The following is an 18,946-nucleotide window of genomic DNA, read 5'->3' as shown; positions in this document are numbered from 1 at the left end:
GCTTAGTAAAATGTAGTGATTAAGAGTGCACTCACTCACCAAATACCTGAATATTCAAGTTGCGGATTTTACTGCTACCGCCCGGCTGGTCAAAGCTGACGTCATATTGCACCAGATTTTTTGGATACGCATATTCATAGCTAATCTTGTACTGCCCCGGCTGATTGCTACCGGTTTCAATACTTTTGGTCATCAGGGTACGCGACTTATACTCGTCTTTTGGAATCACCTTGGCAAAGCGTTTCATGACTTTCTGATTGTCCTGAAAATGGCTTTTGAGTTCTGGCTCGAGATGATTCAGAAACTGCTCGAACTCGCCATCACGTAAATTGTCATAGGCCGCCTGTGCCACCTGTTCCTGCTGCGGACTCGGATTTGGAATGGCGTCCATGGCTTTTTGACCCAGCTGATCACATCCGGCCAAAGCCAGAACACTCAAGCCTATCCATAATTTAAGCTGCATATCGGGTTATTCCTGTACGGTACTGTGTAAAAAAGGACGCCGAAGCGTCCTTTTCATGAGAAGAAAAATTATTCTTCAGTCGGTTTTTCATCCTGCTCAGCAGCTGCTGCATCGGTCTCTACCGTATCTAAAGCTGTATTTTCATCAGCTAAATCTTCAGAAAATTCATCTTCTTCCACGGCTTCAATCGCTTCTACACCCACCAAGGTTTCATTTTCACCTAAACGGATTAAACGTACACCTTGCGCATTACGACCAGTTTCTGCCACTTCCGAAGCACGGGTACGTACCAGCGTACCGCCATCCGAAATCAGCATCAATTCTTTCGAGGCATCAATGGCCACCGCACCGACCAGTTCACCGTTACGTTCAGAGGTCTTGATCGCAATTACACCCTTACCGCCACGTTTTTTGGTCGGGAAGTCATCGACCGGAGTACGTTTACCATAACCATTGGCGGATGCACACAGCACTTCACCGGTTTCTGGCACCACGACCAGCGACACAATCCGGCTAACAAAATTGCTATCGGTTGCATCATCTTCGCTATCGGCTGTATCGTCTTCGGCCTCTTCCGCTTGAGCTGCACCAATGGTGACACGCATACCACGCACACCTTTGGCTGAACGGCCCATGGCACGAACATCAGTTTCAGCAAAACGGATTGCCTTACCTTCATTCGAGAACAGCATGATCTGCTGCTCGCCATCGGTAATCGCCACGCCAATCAGGGTGTCTTCTTCGTTCAGTTCAATGGCACGTAAACCGTTAGAACGCACATTGCTGAACTGCTCCAGCTCGACACGTTTAACCGTACCAGACGCTGTTGCCATAAACACATAGAAGTTTTTGCGCAGATTTTCAGCCTGCTCGGCAAATTCTGCAACAATTTCATCATCCAGGTCTGTGGCTGACAGCTCTAGGCCCAGCTGCTTTAACTGAACACGCAAGGCATCCGACAGATCATCACCATCTGCCAGTTCTGCAAACGCGGCTTCAAGTTCGGCATAATGGCTAGCAATCACTTGATTTTGCTGTAATTGTGCTGAGTTGGCTTTCACAAAACTACGGAAATCGGCCAGACGCTCTTTGAATTTCTTCGGTGCATCAATTACTGGCAGAATCGCGGTAATGGTTTCATTGGCATCTAATGGCAACAGGTTGACCATTGGACGGCCTTTCGAACCACGTGAAGCTTGTGGCACTTCAAATACTTTCAGGCGATAGACCTTACCGACATCGGTAAAGCACAGTACGGTCGCGTGGTTCGAGGTGACAATCAGATGCTGGATATAATCATCTTCTTTCATGCTTGTGGCAGACTTACCACGACCACCACGGCGCTGAGCCTGATAATCGGACAATGGCTGAGTCTTGGCATAACCGGATTGTGAAACGGTTAACACCACCTGCTCTTCAGGAATTAAATCTTCACGCGAGAAGTCGATGCGGGATTCAACAATTTCAGTGCGACGTGCATCGCCATATTGCTGCAATACCAGCGCCAGCTCTTCACGAATCACCGCCATCAATAAATTAAAGTCATTTAAAATAGCAGTGTATTCAGCGATTTGCGCCAGAATTTCAGAATATTCTGCATGTAACTTGTCTTGTTCCAGACCGGTTAAGCGGTGTAAACGCAGTTCCAGAATCGCACCGACCTGCGCTGGAGAAAGACGATAAACATCTCCATCCAAACCAAATGGACGGCTTAAATCTTCACCTTCAATTTCATCCGGGCGAATAGACACGGAACCGGCTTTTTCCAGCAATGCCACCACACCACCAGCGGCCCATTCGCCAGCCTGTAAACGCTCACGCGCTTCGGCCGGGTTGGCAGAAGTTTTAATGGTTTCGATGATGGCATCAATATTCGCCAAAGCAACGGTCAGACCTTCCAAGATATGACCGCGTTCACGTGCTTTGCGCAGTTCATACATGGTACGGCGAGTCACCACTTCCTGGCGGTGACGGATAAACGCAGCAATGATGTCTTTCAGGTTCATCAATTTTGGCTGGCCGTTGTCGAGGCAGACCATATTGATACTGAACGAGTTCTCCAGCTGCGTATTCAGGAACAGGTTATTGACGATGACTTCGGCATTCTCACCACGTTTCAAGTCAATCGCAATTCGCATACCGTCTTTATCGGACTCGTCACGTAGCTCCGAGATTCCTTCCAGTTTTTTCTCTTTAACCAGTTCAGCAATACGCTCAATGGTTTTGGCCTTGTTGACCTGATACGGAATTTCAGTAAAGACAATGGTGGTACGACCGGATTTCTGGTCTTCTTCAAAATGATATTTACCACGGATATGCAAACGGCCTTTACCGGTACGGTAAGCATCGACAATGCCGGATTTACCGTAAATGATGCCGCCTGTCGGGAAGTCTGGACCACTGATGTGTTCCATCAGGCCTTCAATGCTGATATTTGGATTATCGGCATAGGCCAGGCAGGCATTAATCACTTCGGTAAGGTTATGCGGTGCCATGTTGGTCGCCATACCGACGGCAATACCGGCAGAACCATTCACCAGCAGGTTTGGAATACGGGTTGGCAGAACGTCAGGAATACGCTCCGAGCCATCGTAGTTATCGACCCAATCTACGGTATCTTTTTCCAGATCGGCCAGGAGTTCATGGGCCAGCTTGGTCATACGTACTTCGGTATAACGCATTGCGGCCGCACTATCGCCATCAATCGAACCAAAGTTACCCTGACCATCCACCAGTTGATAGCGCAGACTGAAGTCTTGCGCCATACGAACGATGGTTTCATAGACTGCAAAATCGCCGTGTGGATGGTATTTACCGATCACATCACCCACAACACGGGCAGACTTTTTGTAGGCTTTGTTGTAGTCATTGCCCAATTCGTGCATTGCATAAAGCACACGACGATGAACAGGTTTTAAACCATCTCGTACATCTGGCAATGCCCGTGACACAATCACGCTCATTGCATAATCGAGATATGAATGCTTGAGTTCATCCTCAATGGCAATCGGTCTAATTTCCGATACGCTCATGCATACTCCTTGTTATACAAGCAGATTTCTGCCCGCATTTTATATCGTAAATTTGGCAAAAAATTTAACTCAAAACTTGAGTTAAAAAACGAAAATTTAGCTGGGAATTATAGCATAAATAGTCCTATTTTTGTGTCATCCTGTTCATCTTAATCTCGTTAATTTTCTAATGTTTAAAGATGAGTTTTTGGTACATTTTTAAGCTATTTTTGCCAATCGGTCTTGCAGCTACTTTTCATCAGCATATCCAGCAGTGAAATCCATCGCGCCACATGGCATTTCTGCTCATTTGATCAATATTGCGCTATGCATAAAATATACGCTTTGCGACAAAATTGGCCTTGGATCAAGCAATCTTCTTTTTTGAAATAAAAGACATAAAAAAATCATGCCTCGGACAAGGCATGATTTATATTTGAGAGCATGATGTGAAACCCACTTAGTTCTTGGCCACCGCTTCGTGATCATCCAGCTCCAGATATACTGGCTCGGCCACCACTGGCGGTTTATCCTGCTTCATAATATGCAGAGTCATCATGAATAAGCCCAGGATTAACGGGAATTCATACATTTCTTCCATAAAATCTTTATAAGCCACATCGTGCAGGAAAATAAAGCTGATGGCACGGCCATGTTCGATAGAATCTGCGGCAATTAGACCGACTACACTCAAAATTAAAACCCAGAGCGGCAAGGATACCGACTTAAATTTACGCACAATTTCGGCACGCAAATGACGAGAGAACAGCATAAACACCACAGGCGCAATCAGCACAATTGAAATCGCTCTGAAATACACTTTCGGCACTTCCGGAAAATAATCTCGCCCCCAGCTGATACTGCGGCCAAACAACAATAGCCACCAGCAAATTGCCCATAACCAGAACTGCTTTTGTCCATCCGCCAAATCAAAAGGACGGATATAAAAATAACTGAATATTGCACAAAACAATAATAAGAAAGCCTGAACATTTTCAACGCCACGCACGAGCTGACCATCTAAAAGTGGCAGATGCAAATCGACCAGGAATGGCAAACCTAGACACAGCAGAAATAAGATAAAGACTTGATTGGACAATCGGGTATCAAAACTCAATGGGAGACTCCGGCTGACGAAATCAGAGATTTCAAAAACCGGCATACTAGCATAATTTTTAGACTCTTCTGCTGTTTATTGAATTTAACAATACTAAAAATGTTAAATTTTGATGAATTCCGATAAAAAATTACAGAATAAAAAACGCCCCTGAACAAAACAGCAAAGTAAAAACTTTTACTGCTTGCGCAAGAGCGTCTTTTTAACCGAAGTTCAGGAATTAGATTTTAGAAACCAATTCTGGAACTACAGTGTTTAAGTCACCTACTAACCAGTAGTCAGCTACTGCATTAATTGGTGCTTCTTCATCTTTGTTGATCGCAACGATCACTTTAGAATCTTTCATACCGGCCAAGTGCTGGATCGCACCTGAGATACCCACAGCGATGTACAGATCAGGGGCAACGATTTTACCTGTTTGACCAACCTGCATATCGTTTGGAACGAAGCCCGCATCAACCGCTGCACGAGATGCACCTTGTGCTGCACCTAGCTTGTCTGCCAGTGGATCAAGTACTTTGTGATAGTTCTCACCTGAACCTACACCACGACCACCTGATACTACAATACGTGCAGCTGTTAATTCAGGACGTTCAGATTTCACGATTTCTTCGTTCACAAACTTAGAAATACCTGCATCGCCTGTAGATGCCGCAGCTTCAACCGCAGCTGAACCACCTTCCGCAGCAACCGCATCAAATGCTGTACCACGTACAGTACCAACAACAATTGCTTCTGAAGATTCAACAGTTGCAATCGCGTTACCGGCATAAATTGGACGCTTGAATGTATTTGGACTATCTACTGCAATAATGTCAGTAATCATGCTGACATCCAGCAATGCTGCAGCGCGAGGTAAAATATTTTTACCTGTCGTTGTAGATGCTGCAAGGATATGGCTATAGCCTTTACCCAATTCAGCAACCAGTTTTGCGACATTTTCAGCCAGCTGATTTGCATAGGCAGCATCATCAGCCAGTAATACTTTGCTCACGCCCGCAACTTTAGCTGCCTGATCAGCAACTGCTTGCGCGCCAGAACCAGCAACCAATACAGTGATATCACCACCGATTTTTTGAGCTGCAGCCACAACGTTTAACGTTGCACCATTTAGTGCTTTGTTGTCGTGCTCAGCGATAACTAAAATACTCATGATTTATATCCTTCTGTATTAGATCACTTTCGCTTCATTTTTTAATTTTTCAACAAGCTCATCTACAGACTTCACTTGTACGCCCGCTTTACGTTCAGCTGGTGACTCAACTTTTACAGTTTTCAGTTTAGTCCCGGCTGATACACCGTAATCTGCAGGAGACTTGGTATCCAGCGGTTTTTTACGCGCTTTCATAATGTTTGGAAGTGCCGCATAACGTGGCTCATTCAAACGCAAGTCAGTCGTGATGATTGCTGGCAGTGATAATTCAACAGTTTGTAAACCGCCATCGATTTCACGTGTCACTTGTACTTTGTCGCCGTCTACTTTCACTTCAGAAGCGAATGTACCTTGACCTGCGCCCAGTAAAGCACCCAACATCTGACCCACCTGGTTTGAGTCATCATCGATTGCCTGTTTACCTAAAAGGATCAGTTGTGGCTGCTCTTGCTCAACAACACCTTTTAAAATTTTAGCCACTTCAAGTGCGCCAATTTCATCTGCAGTTTCAACTAAAATACCGCGGTCAGCACCAAGCGCCATAGCAGAACGGATTTGTTCCTGCGCTTCTTTAGGACCGATAGAAACAACAACGATTTCTGAAACTGTTCCTTTTTCTTTTAGACGAACCGCTTCTTCCACGGCGATTTCACAGAATGGGTTAATTGACATTTTAACGTTAGTAAGGTCAACCCCACTATTGTCCGGTTTAACGCGAACTTTAACGTTGGCATCAACCACACGTTTTACAGCAACAAGAGCCTTCATGTAATCCTCGGCTGTTTTAGTAAATGTAAAAGATGAGAAAAGTTAAGATAACTCTTCACTTAAATTTTTGTAGGTGTCTTATCTTGCAATGGGTTTGGCATTTCGGTCAAGTCACAATTGCCCAAGAAGCTGTAAAAATGCGTAAAAATAGCTGAACGTTGCGTTCATACTTTTTTCATCCAGCTTAACCCAGCTATATTTCAGCCAGATTAAGCTATATTTTAACCATTGATTTATATTATCTTTTTATCTTATGTATCACATCAGTTGTTCTGATTAACTAGCCAGCACAATAAAATGAATTATTATTCATTTTTTAACATAGCAGACCGAAACCTAGCTATTTTGATGTCATTTAGGATAGCAGTTTGTATCCCCTGCCAGACTTTGGTCTAAGATGACCATCGGTTCATTTCTGTTTTTGTAACAATTCTCTTTTTCACGCTCTCCATATAAAAAAGCATGTCGACCTAGGACATGCTTTTTCTAAATTTCACAGCTTAATTGACCATTAACCAGCTGGCCGCCAGCGCCAGTAAACCACCAGATGTACCATCAATCCACTTCTGTTTACGTTCATACAGCTGGGTTTTCTGGGTGATTTTGGCAAAGATCAGACTTAACGCGCAGTACACAATAAAAATTAGCCCAATAAAAATGCAGGACAATAACAAGCCTTGAGTAACGGTATTTCCAGTTTTATCAATAAACTGCGGCAAAATCGCAAAGTAAATCAGCATGCCTTTCGGATTCAATAGCGCCGTAAAAAATCCTTTGTGCACCGGATGACTGCTGCTGCGACTTTCAATCGCCAGCTTTTTCTTGCTCAATACCGACTTGAATAAACCCACCGCCAAATACAGCAAATATGCAATCCCTAACCAGCGAATCGCCTCAAATAACAGCGGAAAGGACACGATTATCGCGGCAATTCCCAACGCCACCAGAATCGAATGCACCAGATAACCACAACATACACCGACTGTGGCCATCATGCCTGCTTTTGCATCTTTACCCATCACTTGCGACAAAATGAATAACATATCCGGCCCCGGCGTAAAAATCAGCGGCAACACAGTCAATGCAAAAAGTACCCATACAGACATTTCCTTTTACCCGTCTTACTTGAGAAAGTGAAAATTAGTATCTGCGAAACGCTATAAAATAGGATTTCAAATATTCTATAATCTAAATAATTTTTCAAATTATCCTCTAATTTATGAAGCAATATCCAAAGTCTGTTCGAATAAATCTGGATCGCATCGACAAAAATATCATTCGAGCTTTACAGAACAATGGCCGCATTCAGAATAACGATTTGGCCCGTGAAATTGGCCTGTCGCCGTCCTCCTGCTTAAGACGGGTGAAAATTTTAGAAGAAGCCGGAGTAATCCAGAATTACACTACGGTGGTGGACCCGCATAAGATTGGGTTTCAACTGATTTTATTTTCCCGGATCTGGCTGGTCGGGCAGGATGCCGAAACTATTGATACCTTCATTGAGGCGATGAAAGAATTACCGCAGGTGATGGAGTGCTATATTATTTTGGGGGAATGCGATGCGATGCTGAAAGTGGTGGTGCCCGATTTAGAAAGTTATCGTAAATTTCAGTCCACCCATTTAACCAAAAAAAATGGCATCACCAGTGTCAAAACCGATTTGCCAAGTCAAATTATTAAACAGAGTTTTCAGCTGCCGCTGGAAGATTTATAAGCCTAGCCGGCGATTTTGAAGATTGTTAAGTTGCAGCACGCAAGATAACCTTCTCTTGCTATGCTGCACGTAGTGCTTATGTTTAAGCCTGCTGACCATCCAAAAAGTCGCGGTGCACGTGGCTTAAATCAATCAGGTCATATTCAGCCAGATTAAACACTTTCCAGACCTGCATAAAATCTTCAGTTGCATCGACGGTTTGGGTCAATTGCTGACTTTCCTGCCACTGACGATCGGAAATCCATAAATAGCCTTGACCTGTTTCCGTATGAACCGCCTGCACCTTACCTTGTGCGTTAATGCCTTGAATCACAGCCTGTTCAAGTAAAATAGCCTGCATGGCTGGCAGGTTAATTTCCACAAAGTGTTTCACCTGTCTTAAACCATAACCGGCAAAAATTTCTTTTTGCGCCGGACTCAGCTGTTCATATTTTTGTTGAATATCCGAAATCATATCTATGCCTTTACATTTTTCCCAAATCATCAATCAGGTTGGGTCCTCGGAATTTTTGTGCTCGTTCTGAATATTACTCGAGTCAAAAATTAACCCTCTTTATACGCCATCTCCACCTTTATTTTTATTCTACAATGGTGGCACATGCTCATGCCTGACACCTCTATTCTAGTCTTTCACCCGTGAATTGAAAGTCCTTTTCACTTGCCTCAATTCAGCCCTGCTCTTTGCGCTGCGCCCTTGGATGAGCCTGATCATAAACCTGCGCCAAATGATCAAAATCGACATGAGTATAAATTTGCGTGGTGGTCAAATTACTGTGCCCCAACATCTCCTGCACCGCACGCAAATCACGGCTATTAGATAACATGTGGCTGGCAAAACAATGTCGCAATAAGTGCGGATGCAAATCGACATTGACACCAGCACGCTGGGCCTGCAACTTGACCCGGTTTTCAATTTGCCGCGCACCGAGTGGCTGACCTTTTTCCGTAATAAACAGCTGCGCATCCGGGACAAAATCACCCTGCCACAGCGGATAAATCTGTAGCCAGCGCATCACACTGTCTTTGGCTTTAGAACCAAACGGTACCACCCGGGTTTTATTGCCCTTACCGGTAATCCGCAATAACTGCCGGTTAAAATCCAGATCTTTAATTCTTAAGCCCTGTACTTCCGCCAGGCGCAATCCACTGGAATACAGCAGCTCTAAAATCGCTTTATCACGGACCCAGAGCTGTTTTTGCCGCTCTGACTCCGGCTCTGGCTGATCTAAAATCTGCTGTACCGTTTCAATATCGACCATGCCCGGCAAAGGACGTGGCTGACGTTTTAACTGAAAATCATCAGCCGGATTAAACGCCAAATAACTCCCCTGTTCAGCCCATTTCATAAACTGGCGAATAGAAGACAACATGCGCTGCAAACTGCTGGAACTCAGCTGCTGCGCTTCGACCTTATACGCCAGAAACTCACGTAAGTCAGCGGTTTCCACATCGGCCAGCGGCATGTTTTTCTGCTGACAAAAATGAAGGAAATCACCAACATCACGTGCATAAGCATGCAAAGTATGTGCCGACTGATGCTGGATTTCGCGTTGTTTCAGCCACATCTCCAGTAACTGTTCAGCACTTAACTTCATCACACCATCCTATGTTCTGGTAAAAAATTGTCTTTTAAAAAGTAGCTTTGCAAAAATAGTCGTGTAAAAAACGGTTGATCTCCCCGGCGACACGTTCAGCCTGCGAGGATGCAAACCAGTGATCAGCATCGGGCATAATCACCAATCGGGCATTCGGCAACTGCCGGGCCAGAAACTCACCAACGGCAACCGGACTCAATTCATCCTGATCGGCCCAAAGCAATAACACCGGCAGATCAATACTGGCCAATTGTTCCGGATGATAATAGGTCTGATCTTCCACAAACCACTGCGGCAGCTTGGCCCATTGCAGGGGTTCAATCTCACGCCAGTCTTTGGCCTGAAACGGAGTTAAATCCAGTCCGCCCGAAGTAGCCATTAACACCAAGGCCCGAAGTCTATTCGGCTGCTGCAATGCAGCGGCTATGGCCAACACTCCGCCCATCGACTGGGCAATCAGAATGCTGTCCTCTTCAATCTGACTGATCACCCGCGTTTTCAGATCGGCCAGACTCTGAATGCTGGCATCGGCTTCTACCCCATCAAAACCAGGATAAGCAATCACGGTTTTCCGGGCCGATGCTGGCAACCGGGCCATTAACGGCTGCCAGAATTGCTGACTACCTGAGGCACCCGGCAGAAAAACAAGTTTATGCATCATCATGGCTCTGCAGGCAAAACTCAAATCATCCTAACATAAAAAAGCACCGTGAATAGAACGGTGCTTTTGTATAGGAAATGGTCAGATTAGCCCTGGAAATAACGTAAATCCAGACGGCCTTCATAGACATTGGCAGTTGGACCGGTCATCCAGACCACATCGCCTTCTTTCCATTCGATCTGTAACTTGCCACCCGCCAGTTCAATTTCAACTTTGCTGGCCAGTAAGCCACGGCGCATGCCTGAAACTGCTGCTGCACACGCGCCCGTACCGCAGGCCAGCGTTTCACCGACACCACGTTCAAACACACGTAAACGGGCATGCTGTTCATCCAGAATTTGCATAAAACCGGCGTTCACGCGCTGCGGGAAACGCTCATGCGATTCAATTTGTGGACCTAAACGTGCGACATCAGCCGTCAGAATATCCTGCACAATGGTCACAGCATGTGGATTACCCATATTGACCACATCAATGCTCAGCTTCTCTTCATTGGCCAGCATCAGGTCATATAAGTTATCCGGTTCATCGGCAATAAACGGAATTTCTTGCGGCTGGAATTTCGGCTGCCCCATATTTACCCGCACCCAGCCATTTTGACCCAGTTCCGGCTCAACAATCCCGGCTTTGGTTTGCACCTTGATTTTGGTTTTACTGGTCAGCTGGCGCTCATGCACAAAACGGGCAAAACAGCGCACGCCATTGCCACACTGCTCGACTTCTGAACCATCGGCATTAAAAATACGGTATTTAAAATCGGCATTCGGAACATCAGGTGGCTCAACCACCAGCAACTGGTCAAACCCGACACCAAAGTGACGGTCGGCCAGACGCTGAATGGTCAGGCTATCGAAATAGGCGCGCTGGCTGATTAAATCAACCACCATAAAGTCATTGCCCAGACCATGCATCTTGGTAAATTCTAAAAACATCCTGATTTACTCCTTAAGGCAATAAACGCTCACGTTCCCAGAGTGATTCAATGGTTTCACGTTCACGAATCAGATGCGCCTGATCACCATCGACCATCACTTCTGCAGCACGGCCACGGCTGTTGTAGTTGGAGCTCATCACAAAACCATAAGCGCCGGCACCCAGCACTGCCAGTACATCGTTTTCCTGAATGGCAAGATCACGCTCTTTACCAAGGAAATCACCTGTTTCACAGATGGCACCGACTACATCCCACTGTTGGGTTTCGACATCGGTACGTGGCGTCACCGGCTGAATGTCCATCCACGCTTCATATAAAGCAGGACGAATCAGGTCATTCATTGCCGCATCAATAATTGCGAAATTACGGTGATTGGTCGGTTTGAGTAAATCGACTTTGGTCAGCAGCACACCGGCATTGGCGGAAATACTCCGGCCCGGTTCCATATACACTTTCAGGCCCAGTTTTTCTAAAGCCGGGCGCAGTGCATTGGCATATTCTTCAACCGATGGTGGAGTTTCATCTTTATAGGTCACGCCCAAACCACCACCAATATCAATGTGTTTGAGTGTAATGCCCATCTGTTTCAGCTGCTCAATCATCAGCATGACCCGATCCAGCGCATCAACAAAAGGCTGGGTTTCAGTCAGCTGTGAACCGATATGGCAGTCAATCCCGACAATGTCCAGATTAGGTAACGATGCCGCATATTGATAGGTATCAAATACACTATCTGATGGAATACCGAATTTGTTTTCTTTTAAACCGGTTGAAATATAAGGATGGGTTTTGGCATCGACATCCGGATTCACTCGTAAAGAAATTGGCGCTTTAACCTTCAGTTCAGCCGCCACTTTCTGAATCCGATCCAGCTCTGCATAGGATTCAACGTTAAAGCAGGCAATGCCCACTTCCAGTGCTTTTTTAATGTCAGCTTCGGTTTTGCCCAAACCAGAAAAAACGATTTTCGAAGCATCACCACCGGCTTTCAATACGCGTGCCAGCTCGCCGCCGGTCACGATATCAAAACCCGCACCGAGCTTGGCCAATACATTCAGCACCGCAATATTGGAGTTTGACTTGACCGCAAAACAGATTTGATGGTCGATAAAGCCAAAAGCACGATCCATATCTAAATAATGCTTTTCAAAGGTTGCTTTTGAATAAACATAAAGTGGTGTGCCAAATTGCTGCGCCAGCTGTTGTAAAGAACATTGTTCGGCGTGCAAAACCCCATTGATGCGGGTGAAACTCATGAATGTATCCTTTCTATGAACGTTAAGGTGTCGTCGTGGAATTCGAAGCTACAGGTGCAGCAAACTGTTGCTGTACCGGTGCAGGTGTCGGCTCTTCAGGATGTTGCTCTGAATCGACATTGGGATATAACAGATATTTGGCACGTTTGTCGTAATTTGGATCACTCGGCAACTGTAAAGCTCCCGATTGACCACAACCGACCAGTACAAAACTGGCTGTCAATAAACTGATGCAGCAAATGACAGAACGCATCTGACCACCTATTTAAAATTTTCAATGAAGTATAACGCGATCACTGCTGTGACCAAAGTGTTAAACGCTAGAGATTAGCTTGTGCTATAAAAAAACGCCAGTTGGACACTGACGTTTTTTGTTGTGCAATGGCTTATTTCTGTTTTGGCTTATAGAAACCGAAATAGCCAATCAGCAGAATCACAAACCAGATCGGACTGATCATTAAGGCTTGCAAGGTATCTGACTCCAGAGACAGCACATAGATCATACTAATAAAGAAGATGATCACCATCCAGCAGGTGAACAGGCCACCCGGCAATTTAAAAGTCGACTGGGCATGCAGTTCCGGACGGGTTTTGTAATAGACAATATAGCTCCAGATAATAATCAGCCAGACGCAAATAAACAGAATGGTCGAAAGCGTGGTCGCCAACGTAAAGGCTTTCACGGTATCGGGTACGAAATATTGTAACGCCGCACCCAACAGCAGACACACCGCCGAGAAATACAGTGCATTGGCCGGGACTGCACGTTTATTTAAACGGCCAAAGGCTTTAGGACCCTGCTGCTCACGTGACAGACCAAACAGCATCCGGCTGGTCGAGAATACGCCACTGTTCATCGACGACATCACCGAAGACAGTACCACCAGGTTCATGATAATCGCCGCGGCCGCAATACCCGCCTGACTGAACAGGTTTACAAACGGTGAGATATTTGGATCAATCTGGTTCCATGGCGTTACCGACATCACAATTAATAAGGCCAATACATAGAAAATGATGATACGTACCGGAATCGAGTTCACTGCTTTCGGCAGGTTTTTCTCTGGATCTTTGGTTTCAGCCGCTGTGGTACCGACCAGTTCTACCCCAACAAAGGCAAAAATCGCAATCTGGAAACCGGCCAAGAAGCCCATAGTACCTGTCGGGAACAGGCCGCCATGACTCCAGATATGTGTAAAGGATGCGACTGTGCCGGCATCTGAGGTAAAACCGGTAAAAATCATCCATAAACCGACTGCAATCAGCACAATAATGGCAATAATTTTAATCAGCGCAAACCAGAACTCCATTTCACCAAACAGCTTCACGGTCACCAGGTTTAAGCCCATGATGAAGACAATAGCTGCAATACTGATCATCACCCCTTCTTCAGGTGTAAACGGTATCCCGCCATTAAAGAATTGCAGGTAATAAATAATCGCCGACAGGTCTGCAATGCCGATGGTGATCCAGCACAGCCAGTAGGTCCAGCCGACGAAATAGCCGGCCCACGGGCCAATCAGGTCGGTGCTGAAATCAATAAAGGATTTATATTGCAGATTGGACAGCAACAGTTCGCCCAGCGCCCGCATCACGCAGAACACCATAAAACCAATAATCATATAAATAATCAGGATCGATGGCCCGGCCAGGCTGATGGTTTTGCCTGAGCCCATGAACAATCCTGTTCCAATGGCGCCACCAATGGCAATCAGCTGTAAATGCCGGTTAGATAAGCTTCGCTGCAGATCGCCTTTTTCTTGTGACGAATTTGTATTTTGATACGACATTATTGAATTCAACTTCAGTGTTAACCACGACAAACTAACGTAAAAGAAATCAGAAAACAAAAAGAAATGCCGCTTCATCTATATTTTCTGCGGAATAATTAAATTTAATTTATTTTTCTTATAACAAAAAGTTATCAATTTATCCAAAGGGATGATTGACAAGGTTTATATCAATTTTCTTGTCAAAACATAAATTCTGTGTAACAAATAAAAATGCAGCACGCAACTATATCTCTTGCTCAGGATGAGCATGGCATATCAATTGCTTATATAGAAAACAAAATATCTATTTTGAGACATAAGAAGAAACAATGATGCAAGATTTACAAACACTCATGGAAACCCTTAGTGGCTGGGTCTGGGGCCCATATATGCTGGTGCTGATTGTCGGTACCGGGATATTCCTGACCTTCCGCCTGCTGTTCTGGCAATTCCGGATGCTGCCGTTGGCCTTTAAACAGGTTTTTGGCAAACACCCGGACAAACATTCCGGCGATATTTCCCAATTCGCCTCCCTCATGACCGCACTTTCTGCCACCATTGGTACCGGTAATATTGCCGGTGTGGCCACAGCCTGCGTACTCGGTGGTCCGGGCGCCGTATTCTGGATGTGGATGACCGCCCTGTTCGGGATGGCGACCAAATATGGCGAAGGTGTTTTGGCGGTCAAATACCGGGTAAAAAACGAGAAAGGTGAAATGTCCGGTGGTCCAATGTATTACATTGAACGTGGCCTGAAATGGAAATGGCTGGCGCTGATTTTCGCCTTTTTCGGTGCAGTGGCCTCCTTCGGGATTGGCAGCTCGGTGCAATCCAACACGGTAGCACTGGCCGTTGAAAATGGGTTTGGCCTGGAAACCTGGATTACCGGCATCATCATTACCGTATTTTCAGCCCTGGTAATTCTGGGCGGGATTAAATCCATCGCCAAAGCCTCTTCGGTTATTGTGCCGATTATGGCGGTTGGTTATATGGCCGGTGGTTTGGTCATCATCCTGAATAACCTTGAACTGGTGGTGCCAGCACTCAAAATGATTGTCACCTATGCCTTTACCGGTGAAGCTGCCGCAGGTGGTGCGATTGGTGCCGCGATCCGTTATGGTGTTGCGCGCGGGGTCTTCTCCAATGAAGCCGGTATGGGTTCTGCGCCAATTGCTGCCGCTGCAGCCAAAACCGACCATCCGGCACGTCAGGGTCTGGTTTCAATGACTGGTACCTTTATTGACACCATTATTGTCTGTTCAATTACCGGTATTGTGCTGGTCATGGGCTTTATTATGGCCGGCCAGTCTTTTGGTGATCAGAACGGTGCAGTACTGACCATTAGCGTATTCGACAAACTGCTGCCGGGAATCGGGGGCTGGGTGGTGACTTTCGGGGTCATCTTCTTTGCCTATTCGACTATTTTAGGCTGGAGCTATTATGGTGAAAAATGTGCGACCTATCTGCTTGGTGAGAAATTTGTACTGCCGTATCGCCTGATTTACATTGCGTCGGTGTTTATTGGCTGTGTCGCAACCCTAGATCTGGTCTGGCTGTTTGCTGATACCTTTAACGGTTTAATGGCGGTACCGAACTTGATTGCCTTATTGCTGCTGTCGGGTGTAATTGCCAAAGAATCGAAAGATTTTATTGCACGACGCAAATCCGGCGAACTCTACTAAAGCGTTCAAATCAAACTACAAGATCAACCACCTGCGGGTGGTTTTTCTTTGCCGGCGTATCAACAATTTGAAAATCGGCATTTCCTCTGTATGCTGTGGGGCAAGATTTAAAAAACACATTCCAGACGTTTATTTATGGCAAAAGCAAAAAGTGTCTATCGCTGTGAACAATGCGGCGCAGATCATCCTAAATGGGCTGGTCAATGTTCAGACTGTGGTGAATGGAACTGTTTAACCGAAGTCAGCATTGCCCCTGCGGTGACCCATCGTGCCCAGCCACGTATGGGCGGCGGCTATGCCGGTCAGGCCTCAACTGTAACTACTTTAAACCAGATTTCAGTCTCTACCGAAACCCGCCTTGCCACCGGTATTGGCGAATTTGACCGGGTACTTGGTGGTGGTTTGGTCACTGGTTCAGTGGTGCTGATTGGTGGTGATCCCGGAATTGGTAAATCGACCATTTTGCTGCAAACCGCGACCCATATGGCCGCCAGCAACAGCGCTGCCTTATATGTCACTGGTGAAGAATCCTTATCACAGGTGGCCTTACGCGCGCAGCGTCTGGATTTACCGACCGATCAGCTCAAAGTGATGGCTGAAACCTGTGTGGAACGGATTTGTGAGGTACTGGCCCAGCAACGTCCTGCGGTGGCGATTCTGGACTCCATCCAGACCTTATATACTGAAACCTTGCAGTCTGCACCGGGTGGCGTATCGCAAATCCGTGAATCGGCGGCGCTCCTGACCCGTTTTGCCAAAAATAGTGGCACAGCATTGTTTATTGTCGGTCATGTGACCAAAGAAGGTGCATTGGCCGGGCCACGTGTGCTGGAACATATGGTGGACTGTGTGCTGTATTTTGAAGGTCAGTCCGATTCCCGCTACCGGATGATTCGTGCGGTCAAAAACCGTTTTGGCGCGGTCAATGAACTGGGCGTGTTTGGCATGACCGATAAAGGCTTGCGTGAAGTGGCCAATCCGTCAGCGATTTTCCTGAGCCGTTATGATGAAGCCATTCCCGGCTCAATTGTGATGATTAGCCGCGAAGGCACCCGTCCGCTGTTGGTGGAAGTACAGGCACTGGTCGATGATGCACATGGTCAGCCGCGCCGGGTCGCACTTGGCTTAGAACAAAACCGGCTGAATATGCTACTGGCGGTGATGCATCGCCATGGCGGCGTGCAGACGTCCGGTCAGGATGTCTATGTCAATATTGTCGGCGGGCTGAAAATTACCGAAACCGGCTCCGATCTGGCAGTGCTGCTGGCCTGTGCTTCGAGTATTCGCGGCAAAGCCCTGCCCCAGCAACTGGCGGTGTTTGGTGAAGTCGGTTTATCCGGTGAAATCCGTCCGGTGCCGAATGGTCAGGAACGTCTAAAAGAAGCGATTAAACATGGCTTTAAATATATTATTTTGCCACGTGCCAATGCACCGCAAAAAGCGATTCCAGGGGTGCAGGTGATTGCGGTGGCCCGTTTGCATGAAGCCCTGAGCGAGGCCATGAGTTTAAGTGAAGAACTGCACTAGAGCCTTTGCCCTATTTTTTGAGCTTTTCATGTGAAAAAAGCTGAATTCTGTATTGAAATTCGGGACAAATGCCTGCATAAATACAAGGCGATAAATTTCTTTTTTTAAATAGGAAAAATTGATGGAAGTTCGACAGCGTGGTTTGATGGCTGGTATTTTAACAGCTGCCCTCTTGGTTGCCCCTTTAGCAGCCGAAGCAAAACGTGCCGGTGGTGGTAAAAGCCATGGCATGAGCCGTTCAGCAACACCAACTCAATCTTACCAACAGCCTCGTCAAGCTACTCCTGCACAACAGCCCGCTCCAGCTACTGCGCCTGCGCAGCAAAAATCTGGTCCGGGTGTCGGTGGTATGGTCGCTGCGGGTGTTGCAGGTGCTGCGATTGGTGCAGTGGCTGCCAATGCCTTAGCAGATGATCAGCCAGCCAGCCAGGCACAGGCTCAACAGGAGGAAGAAGGTGGAATCCCAGGCTGGATCTGGATTCTCCTCGCTGCAGCAGTCGCCTTCTTCATTTTCCGCAAGATGGGCGCAAAAAAAAAATTAGCAGCCAATAACCCGTATGCGCCAAATAACGGTGCCAATAACGCACCGTTTGGTCAATCTGCTGCTGCACCACGTGCCGGTGGCGATAACACCAATATCTTTGGCCAGAACGTCGGTGGTTCCGCCCCAACCAACAATGCGCCATTTGGTGCAGCACCAGTGAATAACGCTGCCTTTGGTACCGCGTACACCAACAGTGGTAACCAGTTACCAGATGGTACGGAGCCAGCAGCCTTTCTGCGTGTTGCACGTCAGCGTTTTAACCATATTCAGTCTATGAATACGGCCAGCAATATTGCTGAAATTCAGCGTTATTTAACCCCTGATCTGTACCAGTCGATGTATCAGGACATTATGGCCAATCAGGATCAGGACGTGGCTGAGTTTTCTAATCTGAATGCGATGGTGGTCGATTCTGCTACCGAAAATGGTCAGTATGTGGTGAGTGTGCGCTTTACCGGTACGGTGAGTGAAGATTTAAACAGCTTGCCACAGCCATTCACTGAAATCTGGCATTTTGTTAAGCCAGCAGGCTCTAGCCAGGACTGGTTGGTTGCGGGTATCCAGCAAGAACACTAATTAAACCTAAGATCAAAAACAGCGGCTTCGGCCGCTGTTTTTGTTTTTGCACCGCCTGCGGAATGTTATTCATTTAGTTGCTTTATTTTGTCCCCAACCGATTATCTCGAGGGATGGAAAGACCTAGAGATGTGATACAGCGATCATCTCTATAAGACGGTATGTCTGCTCTG

Annotated in this window: 17 protein-coding genes; 4 read left to right on the top strand and 13 right to left on the bottom strand. The window is 46.4% G+C overall.

Features of this window, described 5'->3' with window-relative positions; translation table 11 throughout:
- Positions 1-31: 31 nt before the first annotated feature.
- The 6 genes from FTT89_RS00965 to FTT89_RS00940 form a co-directional block, all read right to left on the bottom strand.
- Entirely contained in the window at positions 32-463 is a 432-nt protein-coding gene (locus FTT89_RS00965; protein ID WP_075167148.1) for a DUF3887 domain-containing protein, read from the bottom strand.
- 68 nt (positions 464-531) lie between these two features.
- Positions 532-3,495, bottom strand: a complete 2,964-nt coding sequence (gyrA, locus tag FTT89_RS00960; RefSeq protein WP_180172640.1) for a DNA gyrase subunit A — start codon at positions 3,493-3,495, stop codon at positions 532-534.
- A 439-nt stretch (positions 3,496-3,934) separates the two neighbouring features.
- Positions 3,935-4,636: a hypothetical protein gene (locus FTT89_RS00955; RefSeq protein WP_005176535.1), complete on the bottom strand. Its 702-nt coding sequence runs from the start codon at positions 4,634-4,636 to the stop codon at positions 3,935-3,937.
- Between the two features lie 175 nt (positions 4,637-4,811).
- On the bottom strand, positions 4,812-5,744 hold the full coding sequence (locus tag FTT89_RS00950) for an FAD-binding protein (RefSeq protein WP_005176532.1): 933 nt from the start codon (positions 5,742-5,744) through the stop codon (positions 4,812-4,814).
- 18 nt (positions 5,745-5,762) lie between these two features.
- Positions 5,763-6,512 carry an electron transfer flavoprotein subunit beta/FixA family protein gene (locus FTT89_RS00945; RefSeq protein ID WP_005176529.1) on the bottom strand — a complete coding sequence of 250 codons (750 nt, stop codon included), beginning with the start codon at positions 6,510-6,512 and terminating at the stop codon, positions 5,763-5,765.
- 500 nt (positions 6,513-7,012) lie between these two features.
- The gene (locus tag FTT89_RS00940; RefSeq protein ID WP_180087896.1) at positions 7,013-7,618 is read right to left on the bottom strand and encodes a LysE family translocator; all 606 of its coding nucleotides are present in this window, start codon (positions 7,616-7,618) and stop codon (positions 7,013-7,015) included.
- A 113-nt stretch (positions 7,619-7,731) separates the two neighbouring features.
- Here FTT89_RS00940 and FTT89_RS00935 point away from each other — a divergent pair, with 113 nt between their 5' ends.
- On the top strand, positions 7,732-8,226 hold the full coding sequence (locus FTT89_RS00935; protein WP_016659993.1) for an Lrp/AsnC family transcriptional regulator: 495 nt from the start codon (positions 7,732-7,734) through the stop codon (positions 8,224-8,226).
- Positions 8,227-8,308: 82 nt separating this feature from the next.
- Here FTT89_RS00935 and FTT89_RS00930 read toward each other — a convergent pair whose 3' ends face one another.
- The 7 genes from FTT89_RS00930 to FTT89_RS00900 form a co-directional block, all read right to left on the bottom strand.
- Positions 8,309-8,680 (bottom strand): hypothetical protein, encoded by a 372-nt coding sequence (locus FTT89_RS00930; RefSeq protein WP_180087895.1) that lies wholly within the window; start codon positions 8,678-8,680, stop codon positions 8,309-8,311.
- Between the two features lie 214 nt (positions 8,681-8,894).
- On the bottom strand, positions 8,895-9,821 hold the full coding sequence (locus FTT89_RS00925; protein WP_075167151.1) for a tyrosine recombinase XerC: 927 nt from the start codon (positions 9,819-9,821) through the stop codon (positions 8,895-8,897).
- Between the two features lie 34 nt (positions 9,822-9,855).
- A complete protein-coding gene (locus tag FTT89_RS00920) occupies positions 9,856-10,479 on the bottom strand; it encodes an alpha/beta fold hydrolase (protein ID WP_164844958.1) in 624 nt (207 codons plus the stop codon).
- Between the two features lie 89 nt (positions 10,480-10,568).
- Positions 10,569-11,414 (bottom strand): diaminopimelate epimerase, encoded by an 846-nt coding sequence (gene dapF / locus FTT89_RS00915; RefSeq protein WP_180103600.1) that lies wholly within the window; start codon positions 11,412-11,414, stop codon positions 10,569-10,571.
- Positions 11,415-11,427: 13 nt separating this feature from the next.
- Complete coding sequence (gene lysA / locus FTT89_RS00910) at positions 11,428-12,672, bottom strand: diaminopimelate decarboxylase (RefSeq protein ID WP_016659989.1); 1,245 nt, start codon at positions 12,670-12,672, stop codon at positions 11,428-11,430.
- Positions 12,673-12,694: 22 nt separating this feature from the next.
- Entirely contained in the window at positions 12,695-12,925 is a 231-nt protein-coding gene (locus FTT89_RS00905; RefSeq protein WP_016659988.1) for a lipoprotein, read from the bottom strand.
- Positions 12,926-13,058: 133 nt separating this feature from the next.
- Positions 13,059-14,462: an amino acid permease gene (locus FTT89_RS00900; RefSeq protein ID WP_127800407.1), complete on the bottom strand. Its 1,404-nt coding sequence runs from the start codon at positions 14,460-14,462 to the stop codon at positions 13,059-13,061.
- 314 nt (positions 14,463-14,776) lie between these two features.
- Between FTT89_RS00900 and FTT89_RS00895 the strand changes: the two genes are divergently transcribed.
- The 3 genes from FTT89_RS00895 to FTT89_RS00885 all read left to right on the top strand — a co-directional run bounded on the left by FTT89_RS00895 (position 14,777) and on the right by FTT89_RS00885 (position 18,773).
- Positions 14,777-16,126: a sodium:alanine symporter family protein gene (locus FTT89_RS00895; RefSeq protein ID WP_034597619.1), complete on the top strand. Its 1,350-nt coding sequence runs from the start codon at positions 14,777-14,779 to the stop codon at positions 16,124-16,126.
- A gap of 135 nt (positions 16,127-16,261) precedes the next feature.
- Positions 16,262-17,653 carry a DNA repair protein RadA gene (gene radA, locus FTT89_RS00890; protein ID WP_016659986.1) on the top strand — a complete coding sequence of 464 codons (1,392 nt, stop codon included), beginning with the start codon at positions 16,262-16,264 and terminating at the stop codon, positions 17,651-17,653.
- A gap of 121 nt (positions 17,654-17,774) precedes the next feature.
- Positions 17,775-18,773, top strand: coding sequence for a Tim44 domain-containing protein (locus tag FTT89_RS00885; protein WP_005176505.1), 999 nt, complete (start codon positions 17,775-17,777; stop codon positions 18,771-18,773).
- Positions 18,774-18,946: the final 173 nt, after the last annotated feature.

The organism is Acinetobacter sp. YH01025, assembly GCF_013420185.1.
GTDB lineage: Bacteria > Pseudomonadota > Gammaproteobacteria > Pseudomonadales > Moraxellaceae > Acinetobacter > Acinetobacter indicus.
Note: the sequence above shows the minus strand (reverse complement) of the source record. Positions and strands in the feature narration are given on the sequence as shown.